19 protein-coding genes and 1 CRISPR repeat array are annotated in these 23782 nt (G+C 43.0%); of the genes, 10 read left to right on the top strand and 9 right to left on the bottom strand.

Annotation, left to right across the window (positions count from 1 at the left end):
- The first annotated feature begins 415 nt into the window (after positions 1-415).
- Positions 416-3163, top strand: a complete 2748-nt coding sequence (locus V7K27_RS27645) for a DUF3536 domain-containing protein (protein WP_334951545.1) — start codon at positions 416-418, stop codon at positions 3161-3163.
- Between the two features lie 155 nt (positions 3164-3318).
- On the opposite strand, the gene V7K27_RS27640 is transcribed toward V7K27_RS27645, so the two are convergent.
- From V7K27_RS27640 to V7K27_RS27625, 4 genes are all read right to left on the bottom strand, one after another.
- Positions 3319-3564, bottom strand: coding sequence for an HNH endonuclease (locus V7K27_RS27640; RefSeq protein ID WP_334951544.1), 246 nt, complete (start codon positions 3562-3564; stop codon positions 3319-3321).
- Positions 3565-3568: 4 nt separating this feature from the next.
- On the bottom strand, positions 3569-4684 hold the full coding sequence (locus V7K27_RS27635) for a Gfo/Idh/MocA family protein (protein ID WP_442947652.1): 1116 nt from the start codon (positions 4682-4684) through the stop codon (positions 3569-3571).
- Between the two features lie 310 nt (positions 4685-4994).
- Complete coding sequence (locus V7K27_RS27630; RefSeq protein ID WP_334951543.1) at positions 4995-5462, bottom strand: DUF4870 domain-containing protein; 468 nt, start codon at positions 5460-5462, stop codon at positions 4995-4997.
- Between the two features lie 380 nt (positions 5463-5842).
- Entirely contained in the window at positions 5843-6967 is a 1125-nt protein-coding gene (locus V7K27_RS27625) for an RNA-guided endonuclease InsQ/TnpB family protein (protein ID WP_334951542.1), read from the bottom strand.
- A gap of 234 nt (positions 6968-7201) precedes the next feature.
- Between V7K27_RS27625 and V7K27_RS27620 the strand changes: the two genes are divergently transcribed.
- The 4 genes from V7K27_RS27620 to V7K27_RS27605 all read left to right on the top strand — a co-directional run bounded on the left by V7K27_RS27620 (position 7202) and on the right by V7K27_RS27605 (position 14253).
- A complete protein-coding gene (locus tag V7K27_RS27620) occupies positions 7202-8713 on the top strand; it encodes a BamA/TamA family outer membrane protein (RefSeq protein WP_334951540.1) in 1512 nt (503 codons plus the stop codon).
- A 124-nt stretch (positions 8714-8837) separates the two neighbouring features.
- Positions 8838-9860: an isopenicillin N synthase family dioxygenase gene (locus tag V7K27_RS27615; RefSeq protein WP_334951539.1), complete on the top strand. Its 1023-nt coding sequence runs from the start codon at positions 8838-8840 to the stop codon at positions 9858-9860.
- A 310-nt stretch (positions 9861-10170) separates the two neighbouring features.
- Positions 10171-12229: a CRISPR direct-repeat array (repeat unit 37 nt; unit sequence ATTGCAATCCATCAAAATCCCTATTAGGGATTGAAAC).
- Positions 12230-12361: 132 nt separating this feature from the next.
- Complete coding sequence (locus V7K27_RS27610) at positions 12362-13249, top strand: NAD(P)-dependent oxidoreductase (protein WP_334951537.1); 888 nt, start codon at positions 12362-12364, stop codon at positions 13247-13249.
- Positions 13250-13578: 329 nt separating this feature from the next.
- Positions 13579-14253, top strand: a complete 675-nt coding sequence (locus V7K27_RS27605) for an O-methyltransferase (RefSeq protein WP_334951535.1) — start codon at positions 13579-13581, stop codon at positions 14251-14253.
- An 86-nt stretch (positions 14254-14339) separates the two neighbouring features.
- On the opposite strand, the gene V7K27_RS27600 is transcribed toward V7K27_RS27605, so the two are convergent.
- On the bottom strand, positions 14340-14519 hold the full coding sequence (locus V7K27_RS27600; RefSeq protein WP_334951533.1) for a hypothetical protein: 180 nt from the start codon (positions 14517-14519) through the stop codon (positions 14340-14342).
- Between the two features lie 91 nt (positions 14520-14610).
- Positions 14611-15219, bottom strand: coding sequence for a hypothetical protein (locus V7K27_RS27595; protein WP_334951531.1), 609 nt, complete (start codon positions 15217-15219; stop codon positions 14611-14613).
- Between V7K27_RS27595 and V7K27_RS27590 the strand changes: the two genes are divergently transcribed.
- Complete coding sequence (locus tag V7K27_RS27590) at positions 15213-15335, top strand: hypothetical protein (protein WP_334951529.1); 123 nt, start codon at positions 15213-15215, stop codon at positions 15333-15335. The genes V7K27_RS27595 and V7K27_RS27590 overlap by 7 nt on opposite strands.
- A 224-nt stretch (positions 15336-15559) precedes the next feature.
- On the opposite strand, the gene V7K27_RS27585 is transcribed toward V7K27_RS27590, so the two are convergent.
- Positions 15560-16147: a thylakoid membrane photosystem I accumulation factor gene (locus V7K27_RS27585; RefSeq protein WP_334951528.1), complete on the bottom strand. Its 588-nt coding sequence runs from the start codon at positions 16145-16147 to the stop codon at positions 15560-15562.
- Positions 16148-16449: 302 nt separating this feature from the next.
- Here V7K27_RS27585 and V7K27_RS27580 point away from each other — a divergent pair, with 302 nt between their 5' ends.
- From V7K27_RS27580 to V7K27_RS27565, 4 genes are all read left to right on the top strand, one after another.
- A complete protein-coding gene (locus V7K27_RS27580) occupies positions 16450-17787 on the top strand; it encodes a Mur ligase family protein (protein ID WP_334951525.1) in 1338 nt (445 codons plus the stop codon).
- 112 nt (positions 17788-17899) lie between these two features.
- Complete coding sequence (locus V7K27_RS27575; RefSeq protein WP_334951523.1) at positions 17900-18718, top strand: type 1 glutamine amidotransferase; 819 nt, start codon at positions 17900-17902, stop codon at positions 18716-18718.
- Between the two features lie 183 nt (positions 18719-18901).
- Positions 18902-19525: a Uma2 family endonuclease gene (locus tag V7K27_RS27570; protein WP_334951522.1), complete on the top strand. Its 624-nt coding sequence runs from the start codon at positions 18902-18904 to the stop codon at positions 19523-19525.
- A 52-nt stretch (positions 19526-19577) separates the two neighbouring features.
- Entirely contained in the window at positions 19578-20201 is a 624-nt protein-coding gene (locus V7K27_RS27565) for a Uma2 family endonuclease (RefSeq protein WP_334951520.1), read from the top strand.
- A gap of 119 nt (positions 20202-20320) precedes the next feature.
- On the opposite strand, the gene V7K27_RS27560 is transcribed toward V7K27_RS27565, so the two are convergent.
- Both V7K27_RS27560 and hetF read right to left on the bottom strand, forming a co-directional pair.
- A complete protein-coding gene (locus V7K27_RS27560) occupies positions 20321-20506 on the bottom strand; it encodes a hypothetical protein (RefSeq protein WP_334951519.1) in 186 nt (61 codons plus the stop codon).
- 436 nt (positions 20507-20942) lie between these two features.
- Entirely contained in the window at positions 20943-23435 is a 2493-nt protein-coding gene (hetF, locus tag V7K27_RS27555) for a cell division protein HetF (protein WP_334951518.1), read from the bottom strand.
- Positions 23436-23782 lie beyond the last annotated feature (347 nt).

The raw sequence follows: 23782 nt of genomic DNA, 5'->3' as shown, positions 1-23782 counted from the left end.
CGACCAATTTAGAAATTTTACTGTTTTCAGTTCACTGGTGCGGATGTTGTGTAAAATAAAATTACGATATAATGAGTTTTTGTAATCTTTTGTTGCAAAAGTATGAATTTGAGCCAAGATTTTACACCAGAAATGGGGTTTAATAAATTAAAAGACAATTAAAATTTTGATTGGCGCCCAAGAAGAGAAAACCCCTAACTGAGGCTTTGGTCAATGGCTAATTATTTTGAGCCTTCAGGGAAAGGGCTATGCGATAACGCAGATTTCCCCCTACAATAAAACAGCTTTGTCAAAAATTTGCTTGGATTCCATAGTTGTTGTTTATAACGGATTTTGTGTGAAAACCATTGTAGAAAGGTTTACGCACAATGTCTTCGGTGCAACTGCAAGTTTTTTTTGTTTTGGATAAATATACATGACTTCTGCTGCCCAAATGCCAGCTGGCTCTGGCTCAACGTTAACATTACATTCAGATCCCAATAACACCAAAGAAACCGATCCCCTGAGAAAGGCTAATGGTGTTTATGTGACGGTGCATGGTCATTTTTACCAGCCACCAAGGGAAAACCCTTATCTGGACGCAATTGAACGCCAACCAAGCGCTGCACCTTTCCATGACTGGAATGAGCGGATTCATTGGGAATGCTATCGCCCAAATGCCTTTGCCAGAGTCTTAAATGACCAAGGCGAAGTGGTGGAGATCGTCAACAATTATGAGTATTTCAGTTTTAATATTGGGGCAACGCTGATGTCGTGGCTAGAACGCTACGATGTGGAGGTTTATCAGCGAATTTTAGAGGCGGATACGAAGAGTAGCGATCGCTTGCATGGTCACGGCAATGCGATCGCGCAAGTATACAATCACATCATCATGCCTCTGGCGAACGAACGCGACAAATATACCCAAATTCGCTGGGGTAAAGAAGACTTCCGCTCCCGCTTTGGCCGCGATCCCGAAGGGATGTGGCTAGCAGAAACGGCTGTAGATTATGCCACCCTAGAAGCTCTTGTTGCCGAGGGTATTCGTTTCATTATCCTTGCACCGTCTCAGGCGCTGCGTTGTCGTCCCCTCCCCACTCAAGATTATCCCAATCCTGAATGGATCGAAGTCGGTGGTAGTCAGATTGATTCCACCCGTCCCTATCGTTGTTATTTGAAGCCCACACTAGACACTTCATCTTCACCTTTAAGTGCGATTAAGGAGGGGAGTAGGGAATCGGGAGTAGGGAATCGAGATAGTAACCACTCCCCACTCCCCACTCCCCCCTACATTGATATCTTCTTCTACGATGGGCCGATATCGCGGGACATGGGTTTTAGTGATGTTGTTTATAATTCCAGTCGCTTTACCGGACGTATCGGTTCGGCAGTGCGTGGGGATCATCGTCCAGCACAGTTGATTTCTGTGGCAACAGATGGGGAAACCTTTGGACACCATAAGAAAGGAACTGAGAAAACTTTAGCCTACGCCTTTACTAAAGAGTTTCTCCAACAGGGTTGGACGGTAACGAATTTTGCCCACTACCTCAGCTTAAATTCTCCCAGTTGGGAAGTGGAATTGAAGTCAGTCACGGCCTGGAGTTGCGCCCACGGTGTCGGCAGATGGGAAGATGATTGTGGTTGCGGTGGAGAAGGCGGTGTTTGGCATCAGAAATGGCGTCGTCCTTTGCGTGATGCCCTAAATTGGCTGCGGGATCAGCTAACTGAGGTGTATGAGGAACATGGTAGACAGTTATTTCGTGATCCCTGGCAAACACGAGATGAATATATTCAAGTGATGCGCGATCGCTCTGCTGCCAATGTTAACCGTTTTCTCTCTCGTCATCAAACCCACAAACTAACAGCAGCCGAACAAGTAGACGCTCTGCGCTTGTTGGAAATGCAGCGTCACGCTTTATTGATGTTCACTAGTTGCGGTTGGTTTTTTGAAGAAATTTCCCGTCCAGAAGGGACACAAATTCTGCGCTATGCCGCCCGTGCTTTGGAATTGGCAGGGGATGTGGCAGGTGTGCAGTTGGAAAAAGGCTTCGTCAAACGTCTTGGTTTAGCACCCAGCAATGTGGATGAATTCAAACACGGTGCGGAAATTTATCGGCAACTCGTGTTAACTGCCCAGCTTGGCTTTAAGCAAGTAGCAGCCCATTATGCCATTACTTCGTTATTTACCAATCACAAACCAGCAGAGACGCACAATTCTTTGCCGAGAAAAGATGCTGCTGATAAACAGTCTGGGCGTTACCATAAGCGGGTTTATTGCTACGCTGCCAATGAGCTAGATTACCAACTGCAACGGATGGGATCGCTAACTCTGGCTGTCGGAAATTTAAAGCTGGTATCAGAGATTACTTGGGAAAGTGAGCATTTGGTATTTGCGGTTCTGCATTTGGGAGGCTGGGATTTCCACTGCTGCATTCAACAATTTACTGGGCGGCGTGACTACAGCCAATTAAAAGAAAAGCTGTTTCGGGCACTGCAACAAGCTAGTGCGGCTCATACTATCTTGGTGATGACACAGGTATTTGGAGAAGAAGCTTTCAGCTTGCAAAATCTATTTGCTGAAGAACGCCACCGGATTATGGGGCTGCTTAGTCAGGAAACACTGACACGTTTAGGACAGCTTTATACTCAAGCCTACCGCGATAATTATGGGGTGCTGATGGCGTTTCATCGAGATGAACTAGCAGTACCGCAAGAATTACAGGTTGCAGCAGATATAGCTTTAGGTCATCGCTGTCTGATGACATTGCGATCGCTTGAGCAAGATATCGCTGATCCCCAAAAGAGTTGGAATCACATCTTAGAATTAGAGACGATCGCTACTGAAGCAAAACATCTGCGTTGTCGGCTGAATATTCCCGACGGTAAGCAGATGTTAGAACAGTTAATTGCGCGATCGCTCTGGCAATTGTTGCACGATGCCAATGGTAGTTTTAATGCAGATATCCAACTATTGGAACGGTTGATTGATGTCGGGGATCAACTAAATATTGACATTTCCCTACAGCGATCGCAAGAACTATATTTTAGTTGTCTGCAAAGTGAGATAGCGCCGGTGTGTCTCACTAACCTTGCGAATGAAGGAGATAATCAGTGTCTTCAGTTGCTCAAGTTGGGCAAAAAGTTAGCCGTTGATGTCAGCATGATTTCAAATCAGTTGAGATAAGAGTTAAAAGGGCGGTTAGAAACCGCGTCTACACAGACAAAACCCACCTCCGTGGGTTTCAAATCCTCTATTTTTCCTTAGTCCGCGCAGGCGGACTTTGTTTGTGTAGCCGCGAATTCTATTCGCCCGGCCTTATTCCATCCACACGAGAACCGTTATAAATCAAAATGGCGCCGGAAACGGGGATCAATATTGTCTGTTTTCTGCTGATTGCAGGTAAAACAGAGAGTTTGTAAATTACTGATATCATTTTGACCGCCACGGGCGAGGGGAATGATATGGTCAACGCTGAGGTTAGTTTCTATAGTAGTTTTACCGCAGCTTTGGCATTGGTATTTGTCACGTTGAAAAACATATTTCTTTACTTCTGGCGGCATACGAATGCGGGGAGTTTTGCTCATTTCCTTAGTTGCGAAGAAATTCTGACAAGCTAGGTACATCTACCCAACTTGCTTTTGTATGAGATTCATGGGATAAATCCATCAACAACTGAGAATAAATTCCTTCTCGCAGCGATGGTATAATTTCCTGATTGCGGTCAATTCCTTGTAGCCATTGGTCTATGACGCGGATAAATGCACAAATGCGCCCATCGGCATAATTTTTGGGAAAAATTAACCGATTCGGTATTTCTATTTCCGTTAAAGGTTTACCTGGCTGGGAACCCCAAACACGAAAACCATGTATATAATCTTTTTGATTTTCACTGCCCACAATTAATGTACCGCGATCGCCATATACTTCTACCCAATGGGTTCTTGGTGCATGAACAACCGCACTAATAGAAAGTTGGCAAGGTGTACCATCTGCCAATTCCAGCGTTAATATACAGTTGTCATCGCTATCTACTGGCTTAGATTCCCCACTAACAGGGTCAACTCGCGTGGGAATAGCAGTAGTTAAATGGGCGCTTAATCTGCTGACTGGCCCGAATAACCAGTGAATGTAATCGAAGGCGTGGGAACCCAAAGACCCCAAAGCACCGCCTCCTTTATCTTTGTCAGAATACCAATTCCAAGGGCGTGAAGTATCAGCACGAGAAGAACCTAACCAATCAATTTTAATTAAGCGCAACTTACCCACATAGTCTTCTGACAATAATTCCGCAAATAACTGCCATGCTGGTACAAAGCGAAATTCAAAATCTACAGTCGCAATCACGCCTTTTTCTTTAGCTAACTGATAAAGTTCTTTAGCTTCAATTGCATTTAAAGTTGTCGGTTTTTCTAGTAATAAATGTTTCCCAGCTTGCAATACGGTTTTTGCCATTTCATAATGCAGAAATGGCGGCGTAGAAATGCTAACTGCTTGCACTTCTGGTAATGCGACAATATCTGTAAGTGAGTCGTAAGCGTGGGGGATATTATGGGATTCTGCTATAGCTTTAGCTTTATTTATATCTCGGTGATAAACAGCAACCACCTCAGTTTGAGGATGTGCTTGGAATCCAGGGATGTGGACTTTTTGACCAAATCCAGTGCCGGCGATCGCAATTCCGATCATATGATTATTTACTCCCATACTTATACAAGTTACTATTTACTCAATATCACTTATTCTATAGTATTTACAGGAGTTTTCATGTATTTGAACCACATCTGTCGTAGGGGCACAGCATTGCTGTGCCCCTACCCGCGTGGTCTATTTACCTGAAAATAGCTGTAATTTCAGCTTTATTACGCAACCATGAAAATCTAAAAATTCTTTTAGCTCAAAAGGCAACCTTTAAGATTTGATCGTGCCAATATCCCATAAAGGGAGCGATAGAGATGTAAAATTTTAGTCTTTGTTGAAAATTGTAAGTGTTAAATAACAAAGGCTTAATCATTTTTTATCGCAAAACTCTAATTGTCAAAGGATAACGATAATGCTGACCATTGTAAGCTTTGATAGCAGCAAAAGTCACTATAAATGATTGGACTATTAGGATTAATAATATTAATGACGTGAACACAATTAGTAAGCTATCTAGAGTTATTTCTACTTGATTAACTGAACTATTAGTAGTCAGTGACCAACTAAAACTAGTTAATACCACAAATGAGGAGATTGCCATGACAAGCAAGCTATATAATGTCCAAGTAATTTGAAAATTCAAGGATTCCTTTCCTTGGAAATCAATCCAGGGATATTGTGCTTTTTTAAATCGCCAAATCATCAGTGGAGCCAAAAGATTTAAAGGTAAATATAAAGGGATGCCAATAAATACCAAAAGAAACAATAACATCCACCCTAACAAAGCCGAAAAATGACACAACATCGCCCAGATACGCATTTGTTGTTTAGGTTTTTCTCTCATGGCTTTTTATATGTAAGTGGATTTAAAATAATTCGTAATTCGTAATTCGTAATTAAGTTTTGTGACGAACGCGCTGCGTCTCTAAGAGTTGAGTGCTGTTGTGGGGACGGTTTCCGACTCGCATTACTTCGGGGGATCTAACCCCGACACAAAACGTGCTGCCTGTCTTGCTGGGGAATTAAACTGAACATACTTTGTTAACAAATAATTCTTCACTGTAATTATCTATAAAAAAGCCAAATAAGAGCTTAAATTTGAGTATTTCTCGGTCATAATTTTCGCGGATTGGTTCTATTTCCCAGACTATGCCTTTTTCTGGGTCTAAAGCAACTTCTATGTCTTGACATACTCCCTGCCCTTATAGGGCAAGGATTCTGGGGTCAAACAGCAATTGCAGTCTCGGACTGTCTGACATCGCCTAACCCAACCATTGATGCCCCAACGGTTTGAATGTTCTTCGCGGCGTTTTCATCACGCCCATTCACCGACTGGCAAGAAGGACAGCGCCACTCTCTGACTGACAAATCCAGACTTTCTAAAACGTGTCCACAGTTAAAACAAGTTTTACTAGATGGATACCACCGATCTATGTAGACTACTTGTTTGGTTTTTTTCTTGGCAATCCATTCTAGAATTTGCAGAAATTCCCCAAGGGCTAAGTCAGATATTTTACGTCCCCAAAGACGTTGCATTCCTTTGAGGTTTAACGTCTCAAAACACAATATATCAAACCGATCTGTTAACTCGTGAGCTAACTTCCAAAACCAATCACGCCTTCGATTAGAAATGTCTTCATATTTGCGGACTAAATTCTTTCTTGCTTGTTCTCGGTTGGCTGAACCTTTTAGCTTTTTGGAGTGATACCTACTAGCTTTTTTAACTATGTTGAGTGATTGCTTTAAGAATTGGGGTGATTCAATTTTAGTGCCGTCTGAACAGGTTAAAAATGCCTTGAGTCCAAAGTCAAATCCCGCTATCTGACCAGTCGCGAATTTGATTTGTGGTTCAAGACTGTCGTCAACTACAACAACCATAAACAATTCACCCAAAGGTGTACGTTTAATAGTTAGTGTTTTGACTGTCCCCTCTATTTCCCTAGACTTCCACCAATTGTAAACTCTCTGTCCAATTTTGACTCGATTACCACTCAGAAACTTATATCCTACTTGCTTGAGAGTAAATGACTTATATTTCTTGACCTTCTTGAACCCTGGCGGTCTTACTCCTTTCTTGTTGTGCTTAAAAAACAACTGATAGGCTTTCTCAATGCGCCCACATATATCTTGCGCCGCTTGAGAACCTACTGATTGCCAAAACGGGATACGTTTTCGCTGTTTAGCAATATGAGCCTGAAGTTTTGCACAATTCAAGTGTTTACCCCACATCCGGTAGTATCTTTTGTGGAGAGCAATACAATGATTATAAATTACCCCAGCAGCATTAATACTAGCTTTGAGGTGTCTATTCCGCTTGTGTTGGTACAACTTGAATTTCAGGGTTTTCATGATAATATTGTACAGCATATAGCCGGAATAATCAATGAAAAAGCGACTAGACTTTAGGATCGAAGAATTTGAGTTTCAGATTCTTGAAGAATATTGCGAATTAGTGGGACGAACAAAAACCGATGTTCTTAGAGAATTGATTAGAAGCTTGAAGATGAAGAAAAGCCGTCGTAGAACAACGGGGCTTTAAACCCAGTTTTTCGGTAAGCTTAATAAGACTAACGGATTTTCAATATGCTAGTTCAAATAACTGTAGTTGCGATCGCAGTAATCTTAGTGGGTATGCAAAATCTGGAAGCCCTTGCAGACTTGCAATCTTCTACTCAGGATAGGGCTGATGGTATTGTGACACCGGAAGCTACGATCCCGATAGAGGGAGGGTATGCCAAATATGGTGATTATGTACGAGCCACTTCAGTAGATACCCAGGCGATGGAATTTTCTCAGAAAGTTGTCAAAGATATCCAGATTCGCTTTATTAATCAAAAAGGTGGATTGCTCGATGATAAAGGTCAGCCGATCAAAGGGCGTACACAGAAGGATTTTATCATGGGTCTGCTCAGACTCAAACCCGGTCAGGTATTTCGTGAAGATTTACTTGCAGCAGACTTGCAACGATTGAGGAGATTAGAGTCATTTAATCAAGTCAATGTTTACCGAGAAGAAGATACTTCTAGCGTTAATATTATCTATGAAATCAAAGAGCGTAGCTTCCCTTCTCTAATCTTAGGAGGCGGTAATAACGATGATGTTGGGCTATACGGTCGGGTGGGTTATAAAGATGCAAATATCAGTGGTCTTAACGATAAATTAGATACAATTGTGCAGATAAGCACTAAAGATGTGCAGTTTAATGGTCAATTCACTAGCCCTTATCGTCCTGGAGAACCAAACCGCTTAGGCTATAGCATTAGAGCTTTTCGGCATCGAGATATATCGGGAACCTTCAACGAAGATATCAGATTAGCTAACGGCGACAAAGTGCGGGAGGGAAGATTTGGCGGTTCTGTGGCAGTTTTAGGAGCTTTTGATAACTGGGATACATCAGTAGCACTCAACTATACCAGAATTAGCCTACGCGATCACGAATATAACGTTACCCAGGTCGATAGCTTAGGGAGTCCCCTATCTGTGAGCGGTACTGGTATTGATGACCTATTTACAGTATCATTTGCTGTATCCAGAGATCAACGCGATCGCAAAGACAATCCAACTCAAGGATCAATCCTCACCCTCAGCACAGAACAAGCGATTCCCATTGGATTGGGCAATATTTCCAGCAACCGCCTACGCGGAGACTATATTCACTATTTACCAGTCAGTTGGATAGGTAAGGGTAGACCAAGCGACAATCCTGAAATGTTGGCGATTAATTTACAAATTGGTACAACTATTGGAGACTTTCCCCCAGCTGATGCCTTTAATATTGGTGGGCTAGATTCTGTCAGAGGTTACGGTTATGGTAAAGTTGCCAGTGGTCGGAGTTATGGTTTAGCTTCGGTGGAATATCGTTTCCCAATTTTTCAGTCAATAGGAGGAGTTTTCTTTACTGACTTCGCCTCAGATTTCGGGTCTAGTGACACCGTGCTAGGAGAACCAGGAGTCCTGCGAGACAAACCTGGAAGTGGCTTTGGTTACGGCTTAGGATTGCGAGTCAAATCATCCTTTGGGCTGATTCGAGGCGACTTAGGAATTAGCGACCAAGGAGAAGTTAGATTTGAAGTTACCACAGGTCAGCGATTTTAATCCCAACTGTAATTGATAATTAGTTTTTACTTTGCGTTCCTCTGCGTTTAAATCTTCTCTTCCCACAATCCATTTCAAGCCTCCTTGTGGGGATTAGTTGAGCAAAAAAAACTAAATCCATAACATGAAAAACTTGCAAGTTGTAGAAAAAGAGTTTTCATACGTCCCGATTATTGATATTCAGGCACTAGTTTCTGGAAAAGGCGATTACTATTCCCTCGCCTCTCAAATCAAACAAGCGTGTCGAGAATCGGGGTTTTTCTATATTATCGGACATGGCGTAGACGAAAATTTGCAGCAGCGACTCGAAGAACTCAGCCGCCAGTTTTTCGCCCAGGATTTGGAAACTAAACTTAAAATCCGCATGGCTTTGGCTGGTATTGCATGGCGAGGTTATTTCCCCGTTGGTGGCGAACTGACATCCGGTAAACCCGACTTGAAAGAAGGTATTTACTTTGGCGCCGAACTGGGAGAGGAACACCCACTAGTGCAAGCTGGTACTCCTATGCATGGTTCCAACCTCTTCCCCGCCAATATCCCCGAATTTGGCGAAACAGTGCTTGAATATATGGAGGCGATGACAAACTTGGGACACACTCTGATGATTGGTATAGCCCTAAGTTTGGGATTGGAAGAATCCTATTTTGCTGACCGTTATACCTCACATCCTTTAGTGCTGTTTCGCATCTTCAACTATCCTCCAAATTTATCACCGTCAGATGGTGAACCAATATGGGGCGTTGGCGAACATACTGATTATGGCGTTCTGACCATTCTCAAGCAAGACGACTCAGGTGGATTAGAGGTTAAATCCAAGTCAGGTTGGGTTGCTGCGCCTCCCGTTCCCGGTTCCTTTGTGTGCAACATTGGCGATATGTTAGAGAAGATGACCGCAGGTTTGTATCGTTCTACACCTCACCGTGTACAAAACCAGTCCGAAAATCATCGCCTTTCGTTCCCCTTCTTTTTCGATCCCAATTTCGATGTAGAAGTGAAGCCGATTGAATTAGATAATATAGTAGCGAATGATCATATAGGCGATCGCTGGGATCAAGCTAACATTCATGATTTTCGCGGAACCTATGGTGATTATGTGTTGAGTAAGGTGTCTAAGGTTTTTCCAGAGTTGCGGCGATCGGTATTATAGAGTTTCAAACCATTTCTTCTTGATGAGTCCCCTTCTGGTTAGGTTTTTGTATATCAAATGCGCGAATGGGTAGGTGTACAAAATCCACAGCCCTAAAAAAGTGCCTCTATCTCAACACCAGCAAGCATTTCACCTCACTAATCGCCCAATTGTGATCCGCGCAATGTCTGAAATGCTTACAAAAAGTGGGTTTCAGCCTTCAACCTTTCCCGACACTCTTCCCAAACAAATTCTGTAATGCTATGATTGCTCTTGAACCGCGCAACCGCACCTTGAAAACTAAATATAGCTTGGCTTTCCGGCTGCCGCGATTGCAATCCATCAAAATCCCTATTAGGGATTGAAACGCCAGCGATTAGCTCTAATCCTGATGTAAGTATAATTGCAATCCATCAAAATCCCTATTAGGGATTGAAACAGGCTATCATCAATAATGAGGTAAAATCTCAGATGATTGCAATCCATCAAAATCCCTATTAGGGATTGAAACATGCCCCGGGAATATATAAAGAACTGGGTCAATTGGATTGCAATCCATCAAAATCCCTATTAGGGATTGAAACAGCCAAAACATTAAGCGGTGTACCTTTGAAATTGATTGCAATCCATCAAAATCCCTATTAGGGATTGAAACTTTTATCTGGTAGTGCCAGATGATAAGCACGATAGCTCCTCAGTATTGCAATCCATCAAAATCCCTATTAGGGATTGAAACAGATTCCGCTACGCCTACTGTGAAATTCCGGGCGAATTGCAATCCATCAAAATCCCTATTAGGGATTGAAACGAAAAATCAAAATAATGGCAAGACGTAAAACAGAATTGCAATCCATCAAAATCCCTATTAGGGATTGAAACAAAAAGTAGCGATTAAGAAAACCAAAAAGCCACATTGCAATCCATCAAAATCCCTATTAGGGATTGAAACATATTGCCCGGTAATTTCGGTCTGTATCCCACCAGCATTGCAATCCATCAAAATCCCTATTAGGGATTGAAACTGGTATACCTTGGAGAATGGGGGTTAACCCGGCTAAATTGCAATCCATCAAAATCCCTATTAGGGATTGAAACTTGCCTCCCGAACCCTCGCCGTTGGCTGCTTAGAATTGCAATCCATCAAAATCCCTATTAGGGATTGAAACCCATTGGCCGACCGAGCGAGAAAAGTCCCAGCCCATTGCAATCCATCAAAATCCCTATTAGGGATTGAAACAAAGCAGTATTTACTTCTTGAGTCCACAGGTAGACTTGAATTGCAATCCATCAAAATCCCTATTAGGGATTGAAACCGCCTAAAACTATGCCTCGGCGTGTGCCTACTGAAATTGCAATCCATCAAAATCCCTATTAGGGATTGAAACGTCGATTGTCTGCCATTGATTCAAACCTACAATCATTGCAATCCATCAAAATCCCTATTAGGGATTGAAACGTTGGAAAAACTACTGGAATAGCCTGGGAAGAATTGCAATCCATCAAAATCCCTATTAGGGATTGAAACTTACAAGGTCAGAGCTAGTGGAGAAGATAGCGAATTGCAATCCATCAAAATCCCTATTAGGGATTGAAACTTGCAAATGTTCCCATTCATTAAAGTCATCTGGTAGTATTGCAATCCATCAAAATCCCTATTAGGGATTGAAACATGGGGGATTAGCGCCAAGTTCTACTCCAAATCATTGCAATCCATCAAAATCCCTATTAGGGATTGAAACTACGAATTGCCTTTTTGAAAAGCGATCGCTTTTATTGCAATCCATCAAAATCCCTATTAGGGATTGAAACTAAGATATTCAATCAAAGGATTTGGTAGTTGCTACTTATTGCAATCCATCAAAATCCCTATTAGGGATTGAAACATATTGCATCCGCCTGAAGGGACGGATACCTTGCATTGCAATCCATCAAAATCCCTATTAGGGATTGAAACTTTTAGAATCCCAGAACCAACCCAAGCGATTTAATTATTGCAATCCATCAAAATCCCTATTAGGGATTGAAACAACAGGAAGACTTCCCGCAACAATGAACGGCACCGGTGCAAGATTGCAATCCATCAAAATCCCTATTAGGGATTGAAACTAAGGCAACTTAAATAACTATGACAATTACAGCAATTGCAATCCATCAAAATCCCTATTAGGGATTGAAACTGGTATTTCATTCTCTGTGTAGCTGGCATTCTTAGATTGCAATCCATCAAAATCCCTATTAGGGATTGAAACGCTGGGCAAGCTTCAGATTATTTCTTCCGCAGTATTGCAATCCATCAAAATCCCTATTAGGGATTGAAACATATTCTCTGTGTATGCCAATTCAACAGGAAGACATTGCAATCGATCAAAATCCCTATTAGGGATTGAAACTCTCTCAGCAGATAGCTTGCTTGTTAAGCTGATCCGTGGTTTGATTAAAATACGGCATCTCTATCAATTTATCGGAGTTTGTTGACTTACCTGAATTAACTTGTCAACCACAAAGTAAATATAAAACTTTCCATGCCTATCCAAACTATTGGTATTTTAAGCCCAGGTGATATGGGACAGGCGATCGCAGCTGTTCTGAATCAAAATGGATTGAAAACTATTGCGGCTCTAGACGATCGCAGTGAACGAACTCGGCAATTAGCAGCCGCAGCCAACATCCAAGATGTGGGTTCTCTCACACAACTGGTAATTGAATCTGATGTAGTCTTATCAGTTCTAGTCCCCGCAGCCGCCACCCAAGTAGCAAAGGAAGTAGCTGAGGCGATCAGCAATGTTGGTAAACCCATTCTCTACGTTGATTGTAATGCGATCGCACCCCAAAAAGTCATAAATATTGCTCAACTTATCGAATCAGTTGGGGGAACATTCGTAGATGCATCAATTATTGGCCCACCACCGCGAGTTCCCAATCGCACCCGCATTTATACTTCGGGAAAACAGGCCAATCAACTCCAACAACTGCGAGATCATGGCTTGGATGTGCGGCTGATTGGTGATGAAATTGGTCAGGCTTCCGGGTTGAAAATGTCCTATGCAGCCCTGACAAAAGGACTGACAGCAATCGGCACAGAATTACTAATTGCAGCCCATCGTTTAGGCTTGGATCAGGAACTATGGGATGAAGTGTCTAGTAGCCAACAGGAACTTGCTAGCATTTTAACGCGTTCCATTCCATCGATGACACCGAAAGCGCATCGTTGGATAGGAGAAATGGAAGAGATTGCAGAAACCTTTAAAGAGTTAGGTCTGACTGAGCGCATTTTTTACGGTGCAGCCGATGTTTATCGGTTGGTGAAAGAAACCTCCTTGGGTAAAGAAACACCAGAAGAGTCTAATCGCGATCGCCCATTGGATGAAATCATTACAATCCTTTCTAACGAAGCGATATCTGACACCTAATCTTGAGTATTTTATAGCGGTTCTCAGGTGTGTGCTTACATCATATCCAAACCTCACCCCTCTCCTTAGTAAGGCTACGGTGTACACACAAGTTATCGAATCACTACCAGTCCTCGAATTACCCCACCCTAACCCTCCCCTTGTAAAGGGGAGGGAACGAGAATCTCTTGTTTCCCCCCAATACATCGGGGGGATTAAGGGGGGTAATTCAACTTGTGTGTACACACCGTAGCCTTAGTAAGGAGAGGGGAGATAAAGCCGGGTGAGGTTAGCTGTATGTCACTAGATTAGTAAACACTATAGATAGATGGGGAAAAAAGCGAGAATCTATGACTCAAGAGCAATGGACTGCGGTTGATCGTTACTTTACCGATCTGCTTGTGCCGCCCGACCCCGCGCTGGATGCGGCGCTCCAGACCAGCGCAGCGGCCGGACTGCCGCCACACAACGTTTCGCCAAACCAGGGCAAACTGCTGCTGCTGTTGGCGCAAATCCAAAGGGCGCGAACCATCCTGGAGATTGGCACGCTGGGCGGCTACAGTACTATCTGGCTGGCGCGGGCGCTACCCAGCGACGGACTTCTGATCACGCTGGAGGCTGACCCAAAGCACGCCGAAGTCGCCCGCGCCAATATTGCCCACGCTGGTCTATCCGACATTGTTGACCTCCGCCTCGGACAGGCACTCTCGACGCTGCCACAGATTGCCGCCGAGGGTAACAGCCCATTTGACTTGATCTTTATTGATGCTGACAAGCCAAACAATCCGCATTACTTCGCTTGGGCGCTCAAGCTTTCCCGTCGCGGCAGCCTGATCATTGCCGATAATGTGGTGCGTAACGGAGCGGTAATTGATCAAAGCAGCAGCGATCCTAGCGTCCAGGGAGTGCGCCGCTTCAACGAACTGCTTGCCTCTGAGCCGCGTGTGTGCGCCACCGCAATCCAAACCGTGGGCAGCAAAGGTTATGACGGTTTTGCGATCGCGATCGTCACCACTGACCAATAGGGCATTGAGCCGGGAGCCATCAGGCAATACGCTTGGTGTTAAGGCTACTTACCCTGTCCTGACGGACATCTCTCTCTTTACTCAGGCTACAGTCTACACACAAGTGTCTTGACCTGCAATGTTAATGCATCGACTGACAATGCCATTGCATCGACTGACAATGCCATTGCATCGACTGACAATGCCATTGCATCGACTGACAATGCCATTCTATCGACTGACAATGCCATTCTATCGACTGACAATGCCATTGCATCGACTGACAATGCTGTTGCATGACAATGAGCAAAGCCTTATCAAGCTAAGTTTTTAGGACTTGTATGTACACCGTAGCTTTAGTAAGGAGAGGAATTCAGGTCAACCAATTGGGCGATTACCAGGATTGACTGCATGAATATATTCACTACCCGATCGCGGTCTTCCTCGTTTATAATAAGCTTCTTCTGGTTTACCCCATCCTAGCTGCAAAATCATTTCCAAAAAGCTCGAATTTTCCCACTTGCACAAACTTGCCCATTCTGTTCTTTGAACAATTCTCTCTACATCAGATGTGACAATTTGTTGGTATTGTTTACTATTATTGAAGCTCAAGTATAAATCCATCCCCATAGAGACTTCATCCCAAAATTCTACGATGGAACTTTTAGCAGCTTTTAATATCTCTAAGTCGCTGATGAGGGCTATTAACTCGGTGTCTACTTCGGGATAGTTCAAGTTTTTACCTTTGACTGTTACCTCGCGCCAGATAATACCTGAAACTTGATTTTCCCTCTGATAGTCATGAATTGCAGTTTTGAAATCTTGATAGGCACTGAACTGTTGCAGCCCATCAGTTCTGAGAAACTGGTCAATTAGAGGATTGCCAGAGACTGTTATTTCTAATTTTAGGCGTTTTCCATTGAGGCAAGCTTGGCGTTCAGCTGCCAAAATTTGAATTAGTTCCTGGGTCGTGTAAACCTTTGACATCAGAATACACTCTAGTTAGTCATTGGTCATTGGTCATTGGTCATTGGTCATTGGTCATTGGTCATTGGTCATTGGTCATTGGTCATTGGTCATTGGTCATTTGTTACGGACTATAGACTATGGATTAACTTTCTAATCTGTTAAGTTGATGTGCAGCTAAATTGTATAACACGAAAACCCAAAAATATTGTAGTGCGGGCATCTTGCCCGCGTCCAATATACAAATTAAATACGCAACAGCTTAACACAGATATTTCAATATTATCCTTTGGCATCGGCAGAAATGTCGTAACAGATCGCACTAAAAATTAGGGCAGACCAAATTGGTCTACCCCATAAGTTACCTAGCTAACTCACTACTGAACTCATTGAAGGCTCGCCGCTTTAGCTGTGCTGTTTCTGTGCGTGGTAACAAATCAAAGATTTTGCGAAATTCATCGTCTATCTCTTCAAAAGCTACTTGACCTTTCTTATTCAAAACTACCTCACCTGATTTATTGAACACCACGACTTGAGGAACACCCCCAGAATAGTAATATCCTGGTTCTGTAGGGTCGTAGCTCTGTTTAGGCGGGATAGTATCTACATTAATCGGCATAATCTCTGCTACCCGACCATAGAATTCCTGTACTCGTGAAATGGAAATAGCGTATCTTTTGGAATCGCTGCTGTCATCCACATAAAAAGCCAAAAATACGGGTTTATGTTGCGCTAAAGACTGCGCTAGTGTCTGTCTGGGAGGAACCAATGAACCATTGCCAGCATAAACGACAAAGATGTTGCCATCATATAAATCATTATTAAGACCAGCATAGGCAGGTTGCATACTGAGAATGAACAGAGTTGCAAGCAACAACAGGCATTTGGACAACCACCTTCGCCAGCTAGTAATTTGTTTATGTAAAAAAAGAAACTTTGTGCTATTCATCAAAAGGAACCTTGGAAGCTACTACTTGTCGTGAGTTTGTGCTGAATTCGGCAAACTGGGCTGCATATGTAATTACACCCGCGCACTATTTTTTAAGATAATGCCTACTGAGATTATCTGGTATCGCTACGCGGAAGTCAAAACAGAGCTAAAGTAGCGGAACTGTCAAGCTCAACAATCCAAAATCTAAAATCCAAAATTGGTATGGCTGGCTTTTTCAGCCAGGATTCGCTAAACTCACAAGATTAAATTTGCAACTTTAAGACTTCAATTAGCAACCGCCAGAAGACTAGGGTACAGATGTGGGAAACAAAATACAATTCATAGATAGACTGCGATTGGGTTTTGCGGTGTCAGTGGCAAAAAGTGTGACGTTTATTGTGCAATTTTTGCGTCTGGGTGCTGCTAGTGTATTACCAGGTGCGATCGCTCGTCGCATTCAACCCCGACTTTTAGAGTTATTGAGTCAGCAAGTTAAAAATGGGGTGATTTTAATTGCTGGTACTAATGGCAAAACCACTACAGCCCTACTTTTATGCACGATACTAGAACGCAAGGGTTATCGCATCGCTCATAATTCTACAGGTGCAAATCTGGAAAATGGCTTGATGAGTGCGTTGTTAGAAAGCACCAACTTACTAGGTACACTAGATGTTGATTACGCCATTTTGGAAGTTGATGAAAATATTGTACCAAGAGTGTTAACCCCACTCCAGCCGCGAATCATTCTCTGTTTAAACTTGTTCCGCGACCAACTCGATAGGTACGGCGAAGTAGACACAATCAGTAAGCGTTGGACAAAAGTTATTTCTACGCTACCACCAGAAACGGTGGTAATTCCCAATGCTGATGACCCAACTTTATCTAACCTCGGTCAGCAGTTACCCCAACGGGTGTTATTCTTTGGCTTGAATGAACCAGAACATTATCTAGAAGCTATTCCTCACGCTGTTGATTCTATCTATTGTCCCAGATGTGGACATTCCCTAGATTACAAGGGTGTTTATTTGTCTCATTTGGGAGATTTTACTTGTCCCAAATGTGGTTTTACTAAAAGTAAACCGACTCTCGAAAGTAGTGAGTGGTCGCAAATTCTGGTGGGTTTGTACAACAAATATAATACTTTAGCTGCTGCGACTGCGGCTATTGAGTTGGGAGTTGATGAAGTAACAATCAGAGATACTATTAACAATTTCCAAGCGGCGTTTGGTCGGGCTGAAGATTTAGTAATTAACGGTAAACGGGTGCGGATATTATTATCAAAAAATCCTGTGGGAACGAATGAAACCATTCGGGTAGTTACTCAAAGCACAGATAAAACCACACTGCTAGTATTGAACGATCGCACGCCCGATGGTACTGATGTATCCTGGATTTGGGACGTGGATACCGAGAAATTAGTCGAACGGGGAGGGACTTTAGTAGTGAGTGGCGATCGCGTCTACGATTTGGCTCTACGTCTACGTTACAGCGAAAAGTCCCCTCAGAGTAACTTAAATTTGATTGTGGAAGAAGATTTGCGACAGGCGATCGCTACTGCATTAGAGCATACACCAGACAATGAAACTTTGCATATTCTACCTACCTATTCAGCCATGCTAGAAGTGCGAGAAGTTCTCACTGGGCGGAAAATTCTTTAAATTTGTCATTTGTCATTTGTCATTGGTCATTTGTCATTTGTCATTTGTCATTTGTCATTTGTCATTGGTCATTTGTCATCGTCCCATTCCCTATTCCCCATTCCCGAAATTTATGAGTTCTCAAAATTTAGAATTAACAATAGGTTGGCTTTATCCGACGCTGATGAGTACTTATGGCGATCGCGGTAATGTAATTACTATAGAACGTCGCGCTCAGTGGCGGGGATACGATGTTAAAGTGTTACCCCTAGATCAAAATGCCACAGCCGCAGATATTAAAACTGTAGATGTCATAGTTGGTGGTGGCGCACAAGACCGTCAGCAAGAAATTGTCATGCGTGATTTGCAAGGTGCAAAAGCTGATGCAATGCGCGAGAAAATCGAAAATGGTACACCGGGAGTCTTTACCTGTGGTTCACCCCAATTACTGGGACATTATTATGAACCCGGCTTAGGACAACGGATTGATGGTTTGGGAATACTCGATTTAGTTTCCGTTCATCCTGGTGAAAATACTAAGCGCTGTATTGGCAACTTAGTAATTGAAGTTACAGCTTCACGTTTGGCGCGAGATTTACAAGAAATGACGGGTAGCACACCGTATTTGGTAGGCTTTGAAAATCACGGCGGACGTACCAAACTGGGGAAAGTCGAAGCATTGGGGCGAGTAGTGTATGGTTTGGGAAATAATGGAGAAGATGGGACAGAAGGAGCATTTTATCAGAATGCGATCGCTACTTATTCCCACGGGCCATTGTTACCGAAAAATCCTTTTGTCGCCGATTGGTTAATTCAAACAGCATTGCGGCTAAAGTATCAGCAGGAAATTACCTTGCAACCTTTAGATGATAATCTCGCTGTCCAAGCACGAGAAGCGATGTTTAAGCGGTTAAAAGTCAGTTTACCAAATGCTGCTGCGGCAAAAGTTTAACCTCAGTTCGCTTATTAAGCCTCTCCCCGTGTCGGGGAGAGGTTTGGAGAGGGGTCAAATTTGACTAGGACTTACGCACGAGTTACGGAATAAGGAACCGCAGAGGCACAGAGTACACGGAGAAATCAGAGTTTCAGAGATATTTTGCGTAAGTCCTATTGAAATAAAGCAAGGGGGCAAAGTATGACTCAAGCCTTAGCCAAACAAATAACATTTGATGAGTTTATCGCCTGGTATCCCGAATCTTCAGACAGGCATTATGAACTACATGATGGGGTAATTGTTGAAATGCCTAAGCCAAGAGGAAAGCACTCAGAGATAGCAGGGTTTATTAATGGTTCTTTGTTTATTGAAATCACCCGTTTGTCCATTCCTTGTTTTATCCCTAAAGAATGCATCATCAAGTCAGTTAACACTGATTCAGGTTATGAACCAGATGTAATCGTTCTTGATAGACAAGCTGTTAGGAATGAACCTCGTTGGGAAAAAGAATCTATCATTACGCGGGGTAATTCCGTCAAGTTGGTTGTAGAAGTTGTTTCAACCAACTGGAGTGATGATTATGCTTTGAAGCTAGAAGATTACGAGTCTTTAGGCATTCCTGAATATTGGATTGTAGACTATCTAGGTTTAGGTGGTAGGCGCTTTATTGGCAATCCTAAACAACCAACTATCTCGATTTACCAACTAATTGAAGGTGAGTATCAGCTTAGGCAATTTAGGGGAAATGACCGCATTCAGTCCCTAGCGTTCCCAGAGTTTAATTTAACTGCTGAACAGATTTTTCAAGCTGGAGAAGCCGCGTAATTTAGGTGGCTAAGGTTGAAATTTTTATATAACTTTAAAGCAAGAGGAAAGTATGACTCAAGCCTTAAGCAAACTAGTAACATTTGATGAATTTATCACCTGGTATCCAGCAAACTCACAACGACGCTATGAACTACATGATGGGGTAATTGTTGAAATGGCTCCTCCCACAGGTGATCATGAACAGATTGTTGGATTTTTAGTTGGGGAAATAGTTACAGAATACAAACGTTTAAAACTACCTTATTTCATTCCCAAAACAGCATTCATTAAACCGACTCAGAGCGAAGCAGCTTACTCACCAGATGTACTGTTGTTGAATAATTCTAATTTAGTAAATGAACCTCTGTGGAAAAAAGAATCTACTGTAAGCCAAGCGGCATCAATTCCTTTAGTAATTGAGGTGGTAAGTACAAACTGGCGCGACGACTATTTTATCAAAGCAGGTAAATATGAAGAGGTCGGAATACCTGAATACTTGATTGTAGACTATTTAGGTTTAGGTGGTAGGCGCTTTATTGGTAATCCTAAACAACCAACTATCTCGATTTACCAACTAATTGAAGGTGAGTATCAGGTTAGGCAATTTAGGGGAAATGATCGCATTCAGTCGCTAGCGTTCCCAGAGTTGAATTTAACTGCTGAACAGATTTTTCGGGCTGGAGAAGCCGCGTAAAAAACGGCTAAAGAAGTAAAAGAACCATTAAAGACTCGTCCGCGAGTATCAAAGACTCGTTTACAAGCCAATCTAAGCTATTGGTAATGATAAATTATTTTTAGATTCAGTAAAAATTCTTAGCGATCGCGTAGTGTTACACAGGATAGTAGATTGCTTTGATATCTGGCAGCATTCTTAATTAGTAACTGCGATCGCCTGAAACTCGAACTTCTCGGAACCAATAGCCTAAGCCACTCAAGTAGACTAAAACCAAAGTCTGGAAAAAATTTAGTCCTCTTAAGAGGACTTTTGCTATTAGCCATAGGTTTTTAACCTGTGGCGGCTGGTGGGATTAGTGCAAAATATAGCGGTTCCCACTCAGATGCGGTACAACATTATATTGCGAGGTGTAGGGGCACGGCAGTGCTGTGCCCCTACGGGTGTACCTCACGTAAACGAGAACCGCTATATTAGTAGTTGCGAGATTCTACAGCGAATCAGGCGCATTAAATATAATTTTCGTTGACAGGTGAACCTGAGTATGGGAAACACTAATTGGCAATATTATTAAGCAGTTTTAAGGCAACAAATAAGAGTATAGAAAAATCCTATTTGAATTGTAAAAATTGCGAAACCTCTTGCAAAAATCAACATGCGTAGGGGCACAGCATTGCTGTGCCCCTACAAACCGACTGTATTATATGGAATTGAGAACTGCTATTTAATCAACCACGATCGCACTACCCCAACATATTAATGTTATTCACCTTTTTGCTGAAGGAGCGATCGCCAATCTTCCATCGCCTTCTCTGTCCACAGCCAATTTTTAGCTAATTTATCTACCTGGAAATTTACTGGATCAGACTTCAGAACCAATTGCCGTAACTTGATCGCTTCATTCAGATATTGTGTCTGCTTACCATTAGGTTGACTAAGTGCAGATTTATACAGTCCAAGAGCTAAACCGGCATAGGAAGTTAAAGCATCTTCAGGTACTGTCGATGTTGAGCCTGTCTTCTGTTCTTTGAGAGCTAAATTCAAAGCCTTGAACCAAGAATCATTGGCTCGATTTAGATTGCCTTCTGCGTAGTAGGCAAACCCCAAAGCGTTATTATATAAAAGCGATTCTGGTTTAGCTTTTGCAGCAGTTTCCCAGAAACGGCGGGCATCATCGACGCTATAGTTATTGTCTCCAGTTTGGATAGATTGCCAAGCTAATCGTCCCTTGTAAAAATTCACAGATGGATCATCAGCTTGTTTATTTGGAATCAGTTTCAGGGCAGTTTCAGCCGCAGCCAGTGCGCCACGATTGAGTAGTTCTTCTACAGCTAACAACCCACCTTGCAAATCTCCCTGGCTCATTTTTTCCGTAGCGGTGGCGGTGACAATTCCAGTTGGTGCTGTCTGTAAGTCGATATTTCGCGGCTTTTGATGTAGAGACGGAGTAGGAATTTCTGGTATGTTAGGCAGAGTTACTTGGTGTCGATTTTGCCACCAATTTAAACCGATCGCAGCTGCTAAGGCACTGATTCCCACAATACCCACAATCGGCCACAGCTTGCGGCGACGGGTACGATTTCTTAGTGGGGCTGGTTGCGATTGCGAAAAATTAGAATTATCCCAATTTCCTGCCAAGTTACCAGCAGCTTGAGGTGCTGCTGCTGGGGCTTCTCCCCACAAATCTGCTTCCTTTTGCAGAGAAGTTATTTCCTCTGAAACCTGCCTTTGCTGAAGACTATTTTCGTGAATTTGTTGATCCAGTTCAGTTGGAGCTTTTTGGTTATCTAGCTGACGAAACAAATCTGAAACTAGAGCAGAATCTTCTTCATAGCTTGGGTCATCATACTCAATTTCATCAACGAGATCGCCCCAAGTATCTTCACCTAGCCAGTCCAACCCAGAAGAGTCACGCGCCAAACCAGAAGGAATCATTTCCTCCATTCCTAAAGACATCTCAGAATCATCTGCCATACCAGAGTACATCGTCGAAGTTGCCCCTAAAGGCGAACTATACTGATTCAGCAACTCCGCACTTTCAGATAACTCAGCTTCCTGGCTCAAGAAACCGTCAAATTCTGGCTGGAGATATAAAATCGGTAATGCCCAGTACATCTGGTGAGAACCATAGGCAGAAATTAATCCTTGGCGCACCCGACTTACACACAAATCTACTGGATATCCCTGACTCAAATTACGGTAAAACAATTGTGTGAGGGTCAACGCCACCTCATCAGGAATCCGTTCTGACATCGCCAAAACGCTTCTAATTCCGCGCTTCACCAGACTTTCTGCCAAGTTACGTTCACCAGTATCAGAAGAGGCATCAGACGCAGCTGTGTACGCCCCCAAGCAGGAGTTAAACACTGCCATTTGGATGTTATTGTTGACGAGCAAACCTGCCAGATCGTCTCCAGTTAAGATTTCCGTTAAGCCAGTTCTGCGGCTAGCAAGATAAATTTCTCCACCATTAGAGCCGAAGTTACTATGACCAGAATAGTGTAGAACGTGGTATCTACCTTGTTCTAGAGCTTGCGTCAGTTCTTCCCGTCCTGGTTGGTCTAAGACAGTGAGTTGAATTTCTGGGAAACGATTGCTACCTTCAGCAAGCCGTGGTACACGGTGAAGTTCTGCTTGCAGTTTGATCGCTTCCTGTTTGAGTAAATCAAGACGGACTTGATCGGAGGGAGAAGCAATTACCATCAATACTTTTACACCACCTTCTTCTCGTGGTGTGGGCATATTTGGCGTAGGCGTAGCCCCCCGCAGCGATCGCATTGGGGAAGCCCCCAAAATTCCACTTTGGAAGCGGGAAAACGCGACATAAGGCCCAGTAGCCAGAGGGCGATCGCCTGCGTGCATCACTTCCCAAGGCAGACGAGCTAATCTAGTATCTTTTAGCCCCAACCGTAAGCGCAGTACTTGTTGGTGGTTCTGGGCAATACCTTGGGCAGTAATCCAACTATCTCTGAGAGTGCCTTGAAATAGGGCGTTATAAAATTGTTGACCCAACGCCACCAAATTCACAGAGTTTCTGGCGATATCGCTTTCATTCCCGCCAGAAGCGAATATATCTCCCTGCAACACCGACTTCAACGGATCATTCATCAAATGCCCAGCAGCCAACAACCAATCAGCTACAGGCCAAGTCACCAGTTCTTCTGCCAAAGGCACCCCAGGCGCGACTTGTTCCGTCCGCACCAAGTAGTCATTTTGCCCTACAGGAGTTACCGAAATGTGGAATTCCTGGGTCACAGTTTCTCCTGTCCGCCTCCTAAATCTGGTTGGAAACGCGAAAGTTTCAAGTCGATTTTTCGCTCCCTCTGATAATTAGATGTATCCCACCCCTGAATGTTTCTGATTCTAGTTGTTTTGCTTTTTCTGCCTTTACAACTTTATCCGGATCGGATTACTTAAGACTAGAACACTTAATTGGTAGATGCACCTTGATCTTCAACTCCCCTAGTTGGCTAACACCGACTGGGGGTTTTTTTCAATTTTGGCAAACAACAGCAACTTCTGATGCAGATATTCTCTACCAGAAAATAGTGCTTAACCCTAGAATACTTGATTAGTAGATGGATGTACCTTGATCTTTAACT

It is taken from the genome of Nostoc sp. (assembly GCF_036919575.1).
Classification (GTDB): domain Bacteria; phylum Cyanobacteriota; class Cyanobacteriia; order Cyanobacteriales; family Nostocaceae; genus Nostoc.
The sequence above is the reverse complement of the archived record's forward strand: the minus strand, read 5'-3'. Positions and strand labels throughout refer to the sequence as shown.

Bases quoted from the DNA above. Each gene is read 5' to 3' on its own strand.
- V7K27_RS27625 (WP_334951542.1), bottom strand. From the start codon at position 6,967: ATGAAAACCCTGAAATTCAAGTTGTACCAACACAAGCGGAATAGACAC.
- V7K27_RS27645 (WP_334951545.1), top strand. From the start codon at position 416: ATGACTTCTGCTGCCCAAATGCCAGCTGGCTCTGGCTCAACGTTAACA.
- V7K27_RS27620 (WP_334951540.1), top strand. From the start codon at position 7,202: ATGCTAGTTCAAATAACTGTAGTTGCGATCGCAGTAATCTTAGTGGGT.
- V7K27_RS27560 (WP_334951519.1), bottom strand. From the start codon at position 20,506: ATGGCTAATAGCAAAAGTCCTCTTAAGAGGACTAAATTTTTTCCAGAC.
- V7K27_RS27575 (WP_334951523.1), top strand. From the start codon at position 17,900: ATGAGTTCTCAAAATTTAGAATTAACAATAGGTTGGCTTTATCCGACG.
- V7K27_RS27635 (WP_442947652.1), bottom strand. From the start codon at position 4,684: ATGGGAGTAAATAATCATATGATCGGAATTGCGATCGCCGGCACTGGA.
- V7K27_RS27565 (WP_334951520.1), top strand. From the start codon at position 19,578: ATGACTCAAGCCTTAAGCAAACTAGTAACATTTGATGAATTTATCACC.
- V7K27_RS27605 (WP_334951535.1), top strand. From the start codon at position 13,579: ATGACTCAAGAGCAATGGACTGCGGTTGATCGTTACTTTACCGATCTG.
- V7K27_RS27630 (WP_334951543.1), bottom strand. From the start codon at position 5,462: ATGAGAGAAAAACCTAAACAACAAATGCGTATCTGGGCGATGTTGTGT.
- V7K27_RS27610 (WP_334951537.1), top strand. From the start codon at position 12,362: ATGCCTATCCAAACTATTGGTATTTTAAGCCCAGGTGATATGGGACAG.
- V7K27_RS27585 (WP_334951528.1), bottom strand. From the start codon at position 16,147: ATGAATAGCACAAAGTTTCTTTTTTTACATAAACAAATTACTAGCTGG.
- V7K27_RS27615 (WP_334951539.1), top strand. From the start codon at position 8,838: ATGAAAAACTTGCAAGTTGTAGAAAAAGAGTTTTCATACGTCCCGATT.
- V7K27_RS27595 (WP_334951531.1), bottom strand. From the start codon at position 15,219: ATGTCAAAGGTTTACACGACCCAGGAACTAATTCAAATTTTGGCAGCT.
- V7K27_RS27640 (WP_334951544.1), bottom strand. From the start codon at position 3,564: ATGAGCAAAACTCCCCGCATTCGTATGCCGCCAGAAGTAAAGAAATAT.
- V7K27_RS27570 (WP_334951522.1), top strand. From the start codon at position 18,902: ATGACTCAAGCCTTAGCCAAACAAATAACATTTGATGAGTTTATCGCC.